Origin of the sequence: Desulfotomaculum sp. 1211_IL3151, from assembly GCF_036763075.1 — a bacterium.
Lineage (GTDB): Bacteria > Bacillota > Desulfotomaculia > Desulfotomaculales > Desulfotomaculaceae > Desulfotomaculum.
In genome coordinates this window covers 28,804-42,984 of the sequence record NZ_JBAIYV010000022.1, presented here as the reverse complement: position 1 = coordinate 42,984, position 14,181 = coordinate 28,804, and the positions used below count along the sequence as shown (strand labels likewise).

Below are 14,181 nucleotides of genomic sequence, written 5' to 3'. Positions count from 1 at the left end.
CATCTCTTTGTTTTAAGGAAGGTGGATAATAACTTAAAGAAGGTGCAAGGATGAATTTTAAAGAACAATTAGAACAACTATCGCAACAAGTCGCTGAACGGAAAAGTCACATAGTAAATGAAGAAATGACTAAACAGTCTTTGATTATACCTTTCATACAACTTCTTGGATATGACATTTTTAATCCATTAGAAGTTCGACCTGAATATTCTGCGGATTTTGCCAAAAAGAAAGGTGCTCGTGTTGATTATGCGATTTTTAATGAAAATGATGCTTCGATCTTTATCGAAGCTAAAACAGTAAATGAAAGCCTAGAAAAGTATAATTCACAATTAGCTTATTACTTTAATGCCACTCATCAGCTAAAACTTGCGATCTTAACGAACGGAGTAGAGTATTACTTTTTTACCGATTTAAATGTTACAAACGTAATGGATGAAAGCCCTTTTCTCCGGTTCAATATTCTCTCTATAACAGATGAGTGCTTAAAAATTTTAGAGCAAATACGGAAACAAAACTTCAATACTAAACTAATATCTGCTCTAGCCGAAGAATTAGTTTACAAGAAAGATTTGGATGCTGCTATTTATCGGCTTCTAAAAGACCCAAACAATGATTTTATCCGCTTTGTTATAAAGGATGTTTTTCCTACTCGTATTACAGCGACAGTTATTGACAAATTTAGACCTATGGTAAAAAAATCAATCTTAGATTCCATAGAAATGATTTACCATGAAAAAAATGAAGAAGCGTCAAAACAGATCAGCGATCCAAAAACGCCTGCTTCATTAACTAGAAACCGAAACAAGAAACCTACGGTTGCCCAGATTACTGATGAAGAAATTATTTCACCAGATTGTATAAAAACAGTCAAGCCTACAGAATCGGCGATTAATGAAGTCGCAGTAACAGTTGAAGAACAAACCATTGAACAATCTAGCATTGAACCAAGTGAAACAGATATGGAGATTTACCAGTGCGTTAAAAATATCCTGTCATTAGAAAAATTTGATACCGCTGAATTAGGATTCCATGCTACATCAGATTGCTTTAATATATATTATAACAATGTTGCCGCTTCAATTTTGAAACTCTACTTTGCAGAGTCGCCCAGTTATATAGTTATCCCACTTCCTATTGACGATATAGCTAAACGAATTGGGAATCTCTTGCGATACGAACAAGCTTCAAATCCTAACTCCACAAAAATACACATTGATAATGTGCAGGATATATATAAATTGGCCAGATTAATTATTCAAAGAGTTAAGGTGTTACAGGCCATCAACACGGGTATTTGATCGGCTAGTACCTCTGGGTCCTTTTCTTTTTTTATCGAACATCCTTATAGTTTCGCGGTATCTGAATGAGTAGCAGTTAGGTTCTTGCTAAAATAGATCGGCAGTGGTGCTGGTCTGTTTTAGCAAGAACATCGTAGTTGAGGGCAATAACACCATACTCCTTATTGGTCATATTAATCAGAATTAGAATTATCCCCCTGACCTTCATCTACGTTTCCCTCTCCACCCTCTATGACTTTCAGTTTTGGTTCATTTTTATTTACAGCCTCTTTTATCTTTCCTTCAATTTCACTGGCAATATTTGGAGTATCCCTAAGAAAAAGCCTTACATTGTCCCGCCCTTGGCCAAGTCGCTCCTCTCCATAACTGTACCATGATCCCGACTTATTAATAATTTTGTAAGCTTCTGCTAGATTCAAAATAGCAATTTCCCTGGAGAAGCCTTCATTGTAATAACACTCGCACTCTGCTTCTCTGAAGGGAGGTGCAACCTTGTTTTTAACTACCTTGATCTTAGATCGATATCCTATCCGTTCATCCCCGTTCTTTAGATCATCTCTTTTCCTTACATCCAATTGCATCGAAGAATAGAATTTCAACGCCCGGCCACCTGTAGTGACTTCGGGGTTGCCGTAATTATTACCAATCTTCTCCCTAAGTTGGTTGATAAATATAACAATAGTTCTGCTCTTGGCAACTAAGGCCGTTAATTTACGTAGGGCTTGGGACATCAACCGGGCCTGTAGTCCGACATTAAGAGCACCCATATCCCCTTCGATTTCAGCCCGTGGCACCAGAGCCGCCACGGAGTCAACCACTATTACATCTATAGCACTACTTTTTACCAAATATTCGCATATCTCTAGGGCCTGTTCCCCGTAGTCTGGCTGTGAGACTAATAAATCCACCAAATTAACCCCTAATTTCTTTGCGTAAGAAGGATCCAGAGCATGCTCCGCATCGATAAAGGCGGCCATCCCGCCTTGCTTTTGTGCTTCGGCAATAGTATGTAGTGCAACGGTAGTTTTCCCTGACGACTCCGGTCCGTAGATTTCAACAACCCGTCCCCTTGGAAGACCGCCTACTCCTGTTGCAACATCGAGAGTGAGTATACCCGTCGAAATAGCTTCAACAGCAAACTTTGTTGACTCGCCAAGCTTCATAATAGATCCCGCGCCAAACCTTTTATGCAGATCATTCAGACAATTCTGCAGAGATTCATCTCTACCCATAGCCTCATCATTCTTTTTGAGTTTTTGTATAGCCATTTACCCCGCCCCCAAACATTTGTTTTAATATTTGTTAAATTATAAATGCAAACACTTGTTCTGGTCAATGGGTTGTGCTAGAATTTTTCTAATAAACAAAACACACGTTCCTATAAATTTAAATTTAAGGTGCGTTTAAAACGCGAGTCGTCCAACAAGTGCCAGTGCGTAGATAATGCTAAAAAGGGGGAAAATTAATGGCCCATTATTACAAACCAAATTGCAAATGTCCAAAAGATGCAAAAAAATGTACCTGTGGAGCCACGTGGTCCTATATAGTAGATGTTGGTATTAACCCCAAAAATGGCAGACGCAAGCAAAAAAAGAAAGGTGGCTTTAAAACTAAAAAGGAAGCGGAACAGGAAGTCGCGAAGATTGTTGTAGGCATGGCGAAAGGGAAATCCTATGTCCAGGAGTCTAATATTACATTTAAGGATTTCTCAAAGATTTGGCTAGACACTTACAAAAGCACTAAAAACAAAAAAGTAAGTACAATCATAACAAGAGAGTATCAACTAAAAAATTTAATGCCGTACTTTGAACATCTAAAAATGAGGGACATTTCTGGGCTTGAATACCAGGATATGCTCAATGATTTAAAAGCTAAAGAATACAGCGACAATACTATATCTGGAATACACTCTGTTGGGGTCATGATTTTCAAAAAGGCCAAGAAAAGCAGGGTTGTTTTTGAAAACCCGACGGAATTAGCGATACTTCCAAAGACAGCAGTTACTGTTCAAGATATTGAAAAGGGAGTTGAACTACCAAAATATCTTGAAAAAGAAGAATTAGCCTTACTTCTAAAGGCAGCTAAAGAAAAGGGATTGCCACAAGATTACGAAGTCTTTAGGTTGCTTGCGTTTAGTGGCATGAGACTTGGCGAACTCTGTGTCTTAAAATGGTCTGACCTCAACTTTGAGGATAACACAATTAGGATAACAAAAACCTATTTTAATCCAACCAACAATATGTTGGACTACAAGTTATTGACCCCGAAAACAAAAACATCGATCCGCACAATTGACATGGACAAATCTGTCATGGAAGACTTAAAAAGACTCAAAGCCAAGCAATCTGAATTTAGGATTAAACATGCCGACAGTTACCATAATGAGGGTTTTGTTTTTGTAAATATGGAAAGAAACTATGGTTATCCCAGGATATTAAAGATTTTTGAAAAAAGAATGACGCGCTTGCTTAAACTGGCAAAACTAAATCAAAAATTAACACCGCATTCCCTCCGGCACACTCACACCTCATTATTGGCGGAAGCTGGTGCAAGTCTGGATGCAATTATGGAACGATTAGGGCATAAAGATAACGCCACCACGAGGAATATCTATTTGCACGTTACCAAGGCAGTGAAAAAAGAGACCTCCCAAAAGTTCAGCGAACTTATGAATGGCCTCTGATTTTTTTAGTACCCAATGTTACCTTTTCGTTACCTTCTGGGCATTATCATCAAGAAAAACCCCAGTATTCATGGGCTTTCAGCCTAAAGTTATATAATTATACAGATTAGTCCGCCACTACCTTCGTTAACAATTCTTTGCAGGGTCTCTTGAAGCTTAACCTGGGCATTCTCTGGCATTCTGTGCAGTTTATTTTGAATCCCTTCCCGTACTAGATCATGCAGGGTTTTACCAAAGATTTCAGATTCCCAGATTTTTTGCGGGTTCTCATCAAAACCAGCCAACATGTATTGCACCAGTTCTTCACACTGCTTTTCGGTACCAATAATCGGAGTAATTTCCGTAGTAATATCAGCCCGAATAACATGCAAGGAAGGGGCACTGGCTTTTAATTTTACCCCAAAGCGATTCCCTTGTCGAATTAATTCTGGTTCTTCCAAATTCATTTCATCCAGTCTCGGTGTAACAACCCCATAGCCGGTATCACGGACTTCGGATAGGGCAGTGGATACCTTATCATACTCCCGCTTGGCCACAGACAATTCCTTCATCAGCCTAAACAGATGATGTTCCCCTTCAATTTCAAAACCAGTTTCCTCCGTTAATACCCTATAGTAAAGGTCTGATTTGGCTACCATCTCAATGGAAGCTGACCCTGTACCCATATTCATCTGCTTCAAGTTCACCTGATTAACAAAATCATAACCATCCAGGTTGCTTACAGCAGTCTCAATATCCCTCAATCGACGTACATGACGTACCGTATCCCGGACGGCATCTTCAAAACTCTGTCTGAGCCAATGCTTGCTATCCAGTTCCTCAATCCACAGGGGCAAACTGATATTAACTTCATTAACGGGGAATTCAAAGAGAACTTGTTGTAATATTTGCATAACATCTTGCTGCGTTAACTCGGCACAGTCTATGGGCAGCACAGGAACATCATATTTTTCTTCCAGCTCAGCTACTATTTGCTGGGTTTCACTGGCCTGGGGTTTGATGGTGTTGAGCACGATGACAAAGGGTTTATTGATATCCCTTAGTTCTTCGACAACTCTCTCTTCGGCATCAATATAATTTTCCCTTGGAATATCCGTTATTGTTCCATCGGTGGTAACCACAACACCAATGGTAGAATGTTCGGAAATAACTTTCCTCGTACCGATTTCGGCCGCTTCCTGAAAGGGAATCGGTTCCTCATACCAGGGTGTTGTTACCATGCGGGGGCCTTCCTCTTCCTCATAGCCAAGGGCACCCAGAACACGATAACCAACACAATCCACTAACCTCATGTTTACCTTGAGGCTAGGATTAACGGTAATTTCAATTGCCTCATTGGGGACAAACTTAGGCTCCGTGGTCATGATTGTTCTTCCTGCTCCGCTTTGAGGAAGCTCATCCTTAGCCCGTTCTTTATCATAGACATTTTTAATATTGGGAATTACCACTAATTCCATAAACCTTTTAATAAAAGTGGATTTACCGGTCCGCACCCCGCCGACTACACCGAGGTAGATATCTCCCCCGGTCCTCTCCGCTATATCGCGGAAGATATCCATCTTTTCCATATAAGTCTATCCCTCCTTAAAAATTCAAAAAATTATAGGGAAATTTATATTGAAATACTGCATCCCTCCTCCGCGAAATGGACCGTAGAGACCGGAAAAGCTTCTCTTGGAGGATAAAGGTAGTCCCCTCTTCCTGAATTATTTTCCATTGGCATACATTAACATTATATATATATGTACCGCGAGGTAGTTTATGACATAAATTTATGCCCTCTTTACTTTACTTGCCATTAAACTTCCATTGTTTAAAAGATATTTCATAACTTTACCTTTATGACTGTTAACAAATCGGATTATAAAATTTTTGCTAACAACAAATTGTAACCAATTTATATTAATACCATATATTGACTATAAAAGGAGGTTATCTAAATGGGATATGGATTAGGCCCGGGGATGAATAAACCTGGCAAGAAACCGATTCATGATCAACCTATGGTAAAACCACCAACTCAGAAAAAACCGATTACTCAACAACCGAAAAAACCGGTTGCACCTCAGTTTCCCTTTGATCTTAGCAAACTTTTTGGCAACAAGTGGCACAGGTAAATAACTAATTTTATACGATTGATGCATAAAAAAAGAAAGCTAGGCTCGCCAGCTTTCTTTTTATTTATTCGGCTTTATTGGTTAGAAGAATTTCCTCAACTTCATTCTTTTTACCTCTACCCATTAAATTAAGCACCGCATCCCTGGGGGATAGTCCTTCAAATAATACCTTATAGGTCTGGTCCGTGATGGGCATTTCCACTCCCTGCTTTTGGGCCAACTGATGGGCTACCCCAGTGGTACGTATACCTTCCACTACCATATTTACACTACCCACAGCTCCCTGGATGCTTTTGCCTTGACCGATGGCAATGCCGCACCTGCGGTTTCTGCTGTGCATACTGGTACAGGTAACGATTAAATCTCCTACCCCGGCTAATCCAGCAAAGGTAATCAAATTTGCTCCCATGCTGTAACCCAGCCTCGTTATTTCTGCCAGCCCCCTGGTCATCATGGCTGCTTTCGTGTTATCACCAAAGCCCAACCCGTCAGCAATACCGGTACCCAAGGCAATAATATTTTTTAAAGCCCCGCCTAATTCAACACCTATGAGATCCGGGTTCGTATAAACCCGAAAATCCTGAGACATAAAAAGGTCTTGGACATATTCTGCCATTTTTATTTCCTGGGCTGCTGCGACCACGGCAGTTGGAATATTTAGCCCCACTTCTTCCGCGTGGCTTGGTCCCGAAAGAACGACATAGCGGTTTAATACTTCTTGCCCCAACTCACTGACACATACCTCCGATAATCTCGAAAGGGTACTTTCTTCCAATCCCTTAGCGACATTAATAATTACTGCATCCTTTCTCATATAGGGAAAGGATACCTTCAATAAGTCCCGAAAACCATGGGATGGTACCCCAAAAACCACTGCTTCAGCCTGATGAAGAACTTCTTCCAGGTCAGTACCCGCCGCAATGGAAGGATTTAGTTTAATCCCCGGCAGGTATCTTTTGTTTTCCCCCTGGTTTATTTGCTGAGCCAGTTCGGGCCTTCTGGCCCAAAGTACCACATAATTGTTGTTTTGGGCTAGCACTTGGGCCAGAGCTGTTGCCCAACTGCCAGCCCCAATCATGGCTACCTTGGTCATTCCCGGTCCCCCAATCCTATATTTTTTTGCGTTCGATTTTAAACTCCGTACCCTTTAGAATGCGACCTATATTCGCTGAATGTTTCCAAACAGCAAAGCATGCAACGACTATAGAAAAAATTAAATAGTTTTTATTTTGGTTAAATAAGGCCACCCAAATGGGCAGTGAAATTGCCCCCAGTATGGAGCCAAGTGAAACATACCGACTAATAGCTACCGTAGTCAACCAAACTAAAAACGCTAGTAGTAAGGGGATCGGTGCTAGCGCTAAGATTGCACCCGCTCCGGTAGCAATAATCTTGCCCCCCTTAAATTTAAGCCATAACGGCCAACTATGGCCTGCCATAACTGCAAGGGCAGCAGCCATTACATGAATATCCGTATTTTCTAGCTGTTTAGCAAGCAACACCGCTGAGATACCCTTCAACATATCAAAAATTAGCACAATTATGCCGGGAACCTTACCTAACGTGCGCCATACATTGGTTGTACCAATGTTACCGCTCCCATGCTGACGGATATCAATCCCCTTCCAAAATCGTGCCAACAAAAATCCGAAGGGAATGGATCCGATCAAGTATGCCCCAGCAGTGATCATCAGTGTGGTTGCAGTAACCAATGTTTATTCCTCCGAATCTGTTAAAACTAATAAACCGGGTTAAATATCATTTCCTTCTCTTTTCCTGAGGAAAATTCGAATGGGGGTTCCCTCAAAACCGTAGGTATCTCTTATTTTATTCTCTAAATAACGTTGATATGAAAAATGCATGATTTCCGGTTCATTAACAAATAAAATAAATGTCGGTGGTTTTACACCACCCTGGGTGGCATAGAAAATTTTAAGTCTACGATGTTTATCCGCAGGGGGCGGATTATGTTGGGTCGCTTCGCGGATCAAATTATTTAGATCAGAGGTGGCTACGCGCTTACTTGCTTCTTCAGCTACAAAATCCACTGTTTCTATCACTTTAGGCAAACGTTGTTTGGTTAAGGCTGAAATATACAAAGTGGGGGCATAGCTGAGGAAGGTCAATTCCCCTCGCATTTTCTTTTCAAATTTATTCATGGTCTTGTCATCTTTTTCTATTAAATCCCACTTGTTATATACTAAGATAATGGCTTTACCCTTATCATGGGCATAGCCAACGATTCTTTTATCCTGTTCCGCTATTTCTTCCGTGGCATCAAAAATCATTAAAGCCACATCACAACGATCAACTGCTCTCAGGGCACGAAGCACACTGTATCTTTCAGCGGGTAGGTCTATTTTTCTGCGGCGTCTCATGCCCGCCGTATCCACCAGGACATAGTTTTTGCCGTTTCGTTCAAAGGTCGAGTCGATGGCATCCCTTGTGGTTCCAGGAATGTCACTTACGATAACCCGTTCTTCCCCTAGAATAGCATTTACTAAGGAAGATTTACCAACATTTGGCCTGCCGATAACCGCAATACGAATGGTATCCGGCGGATAGGCATCCTCCTCTTGGTCTGGTAGTTTACTTACCAATTCATCTAACATATCACCTGTATTTAAACCTTCAGCGGCGGATACAGGTATCGGTTCACCGAGTCCCAGTTGGTAAAAATCATAGTAGGGTATTTTATCAAAATGTTCAACTTTATTGGCCACCAAAATAACTGGTTTATCTGCCCTCCTGAGAGTCCGTGCCACTTCCTCATCGATGGCTGTGAGCCCTTCTCTGGCATCCACCGCGAACAGGATAACATCTGCTTCATTGATTGCCAATTCAGCCTGTTTTCTAATTTGGGCGGTTATAACATCCTCTGCAAAGTCCAAGCCGCCTGTATCAACCAGGGTAAATTCTCGACCCTGCCATTCGGCATCTTGATATAATCGATCCCTGGTTACCCCAGGCATATCCTCTACAATCGCAATACGTTCACCAACAATACGGTTAAAGAGAGTCGATTTCCCTACATTGGGTCGCCCAACAATGGCTACTATGGGTTTGGGCAAGGGTTTTCCCCCTTTTCTCAAAATTTAATATAACCATGCAGCGCAGATAATCGTTCATAACCTTTCAGATAAAACCGATTGGTTACCTTTTTCGCTGGTCATGGCCGCGAGCTTTATTGGCATGTCTTTATTTCGGGTTATTTTACTCATGGCCCATGGTTCATGGCCCATTTCAAAAGTGTTAACAACCCGCATACCATTATATTCAATGATTAAATTATTTTTCTTTCCATTCTTACCAATTCATTACCGCTTTAATCTCCAAGGCTAGTTCAACCAGGTCCTGTGGTCCCTCCACTACACGAACAGGTACACCCAGTTGTTCCGATACATCGGTTACTGTCAGGTCATCCAAAAAAACTTCTTCTCCGTCCCTAAGCATAACGGTAGGTACGACTAACCGATCCCCAATATCTTTGCCCTTTAAGGCCTTGATGATATCTCCGGCTGTCAAGAGACCGGCCACGGTAACGCTTTCACCAAAGAAATGATTTGAAACTACCTCTAGCTGTACACTTAAACCATGAATCAGGTTTAACCGATCTGCCACCGGTTGTAAAAACGTTTCACCGGAGATACCCGTAACGAGAGTTGCTGAAAGTCTACCTGGGATTTTATCAGGTAAGGTTTCCTCTACTTCTTGCCACTCATCTAAAAACAATCTGGCCAGGCCAACCCCATTTTCTGTTTGTGGAAAATCAGCATAATTTTCCCTAGGTGGAATCGGTTTTCCTGCCATAACGTAAAATTCATCCGAGGCATAGACAAAGGGGTAATCCCTGTTGCCTAAAAACTCTTTCTGATATTCCTCAATGCTATCAATTACCCGCTGTGCCTCTGCCTGATTAAAGGTCCTCAAATTATGAAGGCTTTCCCTATATTTGGTCAGACCAACGGGAACCACCGCCAGTGAGTGAAGCTGTGGCCATAGTTTAGCCAGATCCTGTATGGATCTGTCTAATTCCTTTCCATCATTGATTTCTGGGCAGAGCACGATCTGGGTGTGCATTTCAATGCCACCCTCTGCCAGTCGCTTTAGTTGCTCCATTATTTTACCTGCATGTCGATTGTTTAACATGCGGGACCTTAGTTCAGGGTTTGTTGTATGAACGGATATGTATAAGGGTCCTAATCTTTGTTCAACAATACGATGCAGTTCATCATCTTTTACATTGGTTAAAGAAACAAAGTTGCCCTGCCAAAAAGAAAGACGATAATCATCGTCTTTAATATACAGTGTTTCTCGCATACTGGGAGCCATTTGGTCAACAAAGCAAAACAGGCAACGGTTATGACATCTCCTGGTTGGACCAAAGGAGTTCTCGCCAAAGTCCAACCCCAAGTCTTCATCATAGTCCTTCTCAATTTCTATTTCCCATTCTTCGTTATTGACTGTGATGATCTTTGCTATCAGTTCTTCATTGGCACAAAGGAATCGATAATCCAATATATCTTGCAGGGGCCTATCGTTAATAGCAATAAGCCGGTCACCTGGTTGAATACCTATTTCCTCAGCAATACTATCTTTATCAATATCTGTTATAAGCAATCCGTTATTCTTCATTACAAAACTCCCCAATACAAAGCTCCCCAATGGATGACGTACTTCATCAATTATCCACCATCTTCCAGTGTTAGTCAAGTTTAGTGTTGCACGATTAGGTAGGTTCCATTTCCCAAGTCATGTACTGTGCTTTGTAAAACATTGGAAACGTGAATGGCTAGTTTTTCTCTTTCAGCCTCATCCCTAGCTACTAAAATTGGGACATCACCCTGAATGGTATCTGGCGCAATGGTAACGGCTGCTACAATACTTCCCTTAGACAGATTTATTCCTCCCCAAAGTTAATCTGCAGCATACCTGCCAGCCTTCGATTTAAGGGGTCTGGAAGCTGCACTTTCCAGTACCGGCGTCTGTTTAACTGCCTCAATTAGTGCCTTCATATCCGGTTCGTTAGGAACAATATAAAATCCTATTCGCCCGGTATCAGGATCCTTCCTTAACATCGGTGTATATTCCGGTAAATCGACATCCTTCTTCGTTCCCAAAATCGTTCCGGCAGTATGAGCGATGGCCAGCCTTTGGCCAATATCATGAATGGTAGCCCTGGCATCATCATTTTTAGGCTTTATTAATACGGCCAGCCCATCTCTCAGGATCTGCTCCCGGCGGCCCTTTAGCCCCACAGACATGATATTAATATGATCTACATATAGAATCGTATCTTTAAAATACAATTTGGCAGGTACCACTTCACAGATATTGCCAATGGTCTCCCCGGATTTAAACAGCAGGCTGATTAATACCAAAACAAAACCCGCAGCTATACCAGGAATCGTTCCCAAAAACTGTACAATCAAGGAGGTTAAAAAGGCCGTTGCCATAACTAAATAATTGCGAGCCTCAAAGGTCCGAGCTATCCCCTCAATATAATCCTTCCCACGCTGGATAAGCTCACTTTCTTCCAGGCTCTCCAAAGTTTGTCTTTCCATACTCCGAATCTCCCTAAATTGCTGGGCTGCCAGTGCTAAAAAAGTAAAGGCTGCATAATCTGGTTCGATCAATGCAGGCACCGCAATGGCCCCCAGTGCCGCAGCAATAAAACCCAAGGAAATATGTGTAACAAACCCATGGGGATAACCTGGATACTGCCGATAATCCACCCTTAGGAGAGCCAACCGGGACAAAGCACCGGCAGCAATCCCGATAACAATAACCAATAAATATTTTTCCATATCATCCCCCCTATTCGTCATCAGCCGTCAGCCATCCGCTAAATGGCTATAACCCATGATGCACAAAAAGCTGAGGGCTAACGACGAATGGCTAAATAGGGCTGCCGCCTCCCTGGGAAGTCGGCAGCCTCTGTGTTTAATCCTCTGTTACATCGTCCCGCTGATCAATTACCGCCCTATCTGCATTGCCGGCGGTCTTTTCGGGTTGATCCTTGGTTTTGGTTGCACTCTTCTTCGTGCCGATTTTTTTCAAGGGACCAAGATAGTTTGTAAATTCCTTACCTAAATCAGAAAGCCCCTTTAAACTACCCGTGCTGATTAATATGTATCCTCCGCCAAGGAGCAGGGTTAGGCCAAGTATCCATCCCACCGCCTTCCAACCTCCGGAGCCGCCATCGCCTGTTGCACCGCCACCCGTACCCTGACCAGGAGCTTGTGTCGCCGGTCCACCCTCAATACCTAATACTACGGGTACTGCATCGGCAAATAAAGCTACGCCATTTTCTGCTTGCTGTTTGGTATTGGTATGGGTACCCGCTTCTATAAGCAGAGCGGTTGGCATTAAATCCTGGTTGTAATTGCCCTTGGCCATAAAAATTTCTTTAACAATTTTAGGGTGAACCTTATTGGAGTAAGACATCATCCTTCTGGCAAAATCAAGGTTGGCCTGCATATGAGGATTTTGCCGTCCCACCACTAGTCTGAGCATACTAACATCCATATCAGCCACTTTTGCTGAATAGTAATTGGGGTCAGGAATACCATCCCGGTGTACATCGATCATGGCAATGGGGTTTTGCTGCATAATTTTGGTTGCTGTTCTTCTGGAACGCTGGTAGGCAGCATTATCATGGGGGTCATGGGGTGTTTTATCATAAATGATTTCACCCCCGCTCTTTTCCTTAAGCCGCTCAACAAAGGCTTGTCCTACATCGTAAATACCGCCCTTAAAGGGGATACTCTCCGTCCCATCCGTGGGAACATAGGCTTCCGCGCTATGGGTATGATAAACCCCTACGGCACCTTTCTTAGGTGCTGCTGCAGCCATAGCCAGTCTTTCATCTGTATAAAATTCATTCCAGGCAAGCAGTCGTTTATCCACACCTAGGGATTTCACAATGGCCTTATCCTTGTCAACCTTAACCACACGATAGTGTTTTCCCTCTGCATTAATTATCTCATCCCCAGTGGCAACACCGCGGCAGGCCTGACTAATCATGTTTCCAGTTTCATCAACAATGTTTATACATTTACCTACAGAGTGATCCACTTCTTCTCCGGCTAGGATGGAGGCCGGATTCCAGGCAGGTAGCGTCCTCTCCGCAAAGCTTAGCCTGCCAATGATACCTAGACCCATTAGAATACAACAAAGGCCTACAATAATGTGGAATTGCTTAGTTTTCAAGACGATCTACCTCCTCTTGATCTAAACCATCCGGTCTTTCCTTATCTGCCAAGGATTTTTTCCTATCCTTTTTATCAAATTCCGGTTTGCGTAAACCTGCCAATAAGGCATCCGGCTTTCCTTCGGAGCTGGGTCCCCCTTGTAACCTTTCCCTGGTTTCCCCAATTAAATCTGCTATTAATACCGCCAAGATACCTGAAATTACAATAACATCAAAGGCCCCTGCACCACCAATGCTTTTCAAGGCATTGGTAGCATTATTTTGCAACATGTAGAAGTAATTTGCTGCATCCCATAAAATAATTCCCAATGTTGCGCCAATAAAGGCACTGCGGCGAGAACGTCCGGCCACATAGGCAATGACTGCTGCTATAATTGGAAAAACATAAAGAGGATCAATAAAGCCTAAGGCACCTCCGGATGGTTCCCCAAGACCACTCATCATACGGGTACTGATAAAATAAATGACCACACCTGTTAAAGCCGCCGAAATTAACGCCCTTGTTACCTCTTTGCCTGTACCAGCTTTAGCTAACAGATAAACTGCCAAGGCCACAGGAATCAGAGCACCCCCAACATTAATCTCTAAGGGTACCCTCATACCAGGTATGGGAATGTTAATAAAACTACCCACAATCAGGGCTACAATAACCGCTAAGGCACCTTTGTCAGTCAACCTCATACGGTCAAGGGCCCGTTGGGCCATACCAAAAAAGATTAGCAGGGATACTACAATAAGCACAATAAGTCCCAGGGGAAAACGAGTCATAACCTTTCCTCCTTTATATTTTATTGCATCTGAAAAATAGATTTCCCTTTGGAGGTGAAATTATGCAACTCATTAAACCGGTACAGCGTCTCTGGTAAT

The 14,181-nt window shown here is 42.3% G+C and carries 13 protein-coding genes; 3 read left to right on the top strand and 10 right to left on the bottom strand.

Going from position 1 to position 14,181, the window contains the following annotated elements:
• Nucleotides 1–50: 50 nt before the first annotated feature.
• Complete coding sequence (locus tag V6C11_RS03900) at nucleotides 51–1,301, top strand: type I restriction enzyme HsdR N-terminal domain-containing protein (protein WP_333529773.1); 1,251 nt, start codon at nucleotides 51–53, stop codon at nucleotides 1,299–1,301.
• A 173-nt stretch (nucleotides 1,302–1,474) separates the two neighbouring features.
• Here V6C11_RS03900 and recA read toward each other — a convergent pair whose 3' ends face one another.
• Nucleotides 1,475–2,569, bottom strand: coding sequence for a recombinase RecA (gene recA / locus V6C11_RS03895; RefSeq protein WP_333529772.1), 1,095 nt, complete (start codon nucleotides 2,567–2,569; stop codon nucleotides 1,475–1,477).
• A gap of 197 nt (nucleotides 2,570–2,766) precedes the next feature.
• Here recA and V6C11_RS03890 point away from each other — a divergent pair, with 197 nt between their 5' ends.
• Entirely contained in the window at nucleotides 2,767–3,984 is a 1,218-nt protein-coding gene (locus V6C11_RS03890; RefSeq protein ID WP_333529771.1) for a tyrosine-type recombinase/integrase, read from the top strand.
• Nucleotides 3,985–4,073: 89 nt separating this feature from the next.
• On the opposite strand, the gene spoIVA is transcribed toward V6C11_RS03890, so the two are convergent.
• Nucleotides 4,074–5,552, bottom strand: a complete 1,479-nt coding sequence (gene spoIVA, locus V6C11_RS03885) for a stage IV sporulation protein A (RefSeq protein WP_333529770.1) — start codon at nucleotides 5,550–5,552, stop codon at nucleotides 4,074–4,076.
• A 372-nt stretch (nucleotides 5,553–5,924) separates the two neighbouring features.
• Between spoIVA and V6C11_RS03880 the strand changes: the two genes are divergently transcribed.
• Complete coding sequence (locus V6C11_RS03880) at nucleotides 5,925–6,101, top strand: hypothetical protein (RefSeq protein WP_333529769.1); 177 nt, start codon at nucleotides 5,925–5,927, stop codon at nucleotides 6,099–6,101.
• 64 nt (nucleotides 6,102–6,165) lie between these two features.
• Here V6C11_RS03880 and V6C11_RS03875 read toward each other — a convergent pair whose 3' ends face one another.
• The 8 genes from V6C11_RS03875 to V6C11_RS03845 form a co-directional block, all read right to left on the bottom strand.
• Complete coding sequence (locus V6C11_RS03875) at nucleotides 6,166–7,194, bottom strand: NAD(P)H-dependent glycerol-3-phosphate dehydrogenase (protein WP_333529768.1); 1,029 nt, start codon at nucleotides 7,192–7,194, stop codon at nucleotides 6,166–6,168.
• A gap of 16 nt (nucleotides 7,195–7,210) precedes the next feature.
• On the bottom strand, nucleotides 7,211–7,813 hold the full coding sequence (plsY, locus tag V6C11_RS03870; RefSeq protein ID WP_333529767.1) for a glycerol-3-phosphate 1-O-acyltransferase PlsY: 603 nt from the start codon (nucleotides 7,811–7,813) through the stop codon (nucleotides 7,211–7,213).
• 39 nt (nucleotides 7,814–7,852) lie between these two features.
• Nucleotides 7,853–9,172, bottom strand: coding sequence for a ribosome biogenesis GTPase Der (gene der, locus V6C11_RS03865; RefSeq protein ID WP_333529766.1), 1,320 nt, complete (start codon nucleotides 9,170–9,172; stop codon nucleotides 7,853–7,855).
• A gap of 235 nt (nucleotides 9,173–9,407) precedes the next feature.
• Complete coding sequence (locus V6C11_RS03860; protein WP_333529765.1) at nucleotides 9,408–10,736, bottom strand: DUF512 domain-containing protein; 1,329 nt, start codon at nucleotides 10,734–10,736, stop codon at nucleotides 9,408–9,410.
• A gap of 80 nt (nucleotides 10,737–10,816) precedes the next feature.
• Nucleotides 10,817–10,984, bottom strand: coding sequence for a capping complex subunit for YIEGIA (locus V6C11_RS18640; RefSeq protein ID WP_442886028.1), 168 nt, complete (start codon nucleotides 10,982–10,984; stop codon nucleotides 10,817–10,819).
• Between the two features lie 33 nt (nucleotides 10,985–11,017).
• Nucleotides 11,018–11,908, bottom strand: a complete 891-nt coding sequence (locus V6C11_RS03855) for a YIEGIA family protein (RefSeq protein WP_333529764.1) — start codon at nucleotides 11,906–11,908, stop codon at nucleotides 11,018–11,020.
• Between the two features lie 136 nt (nucleotides 11,909–12,044).
• On the bottom strand, nucleotides 12,045–13,313 hold the full coding sequence (gene spoIIP, locus V6C11_RS03850) for a stage II sporulation protein P (RefSeq protein ID WP_333529763.1): 1,269 nt from the start codon (nucleotides 13,311–13,313) through the stop codon (nucleotides 12,045–12,047).
• Nucleotides 13,303–14,082 carry a DUF1614 domain-containing protein gene (locus V6C11_RS03845; RefSeq protein ID WP_333529762.1) on the bottom strand — a complete coding sequence of 260 codons (780 nt, stop codon included), beginning with the start codon at nucleotides 14,080–14,082 and terminating at the stop codon, nucleotides 13,303–13,305. Before V6C11_RS03845 ends, spoIIP begins: the two co-directional genes overlap by 11 nt.
• Nucleotides 14,083–14,181: the final 99 nt, after the last annotated feature.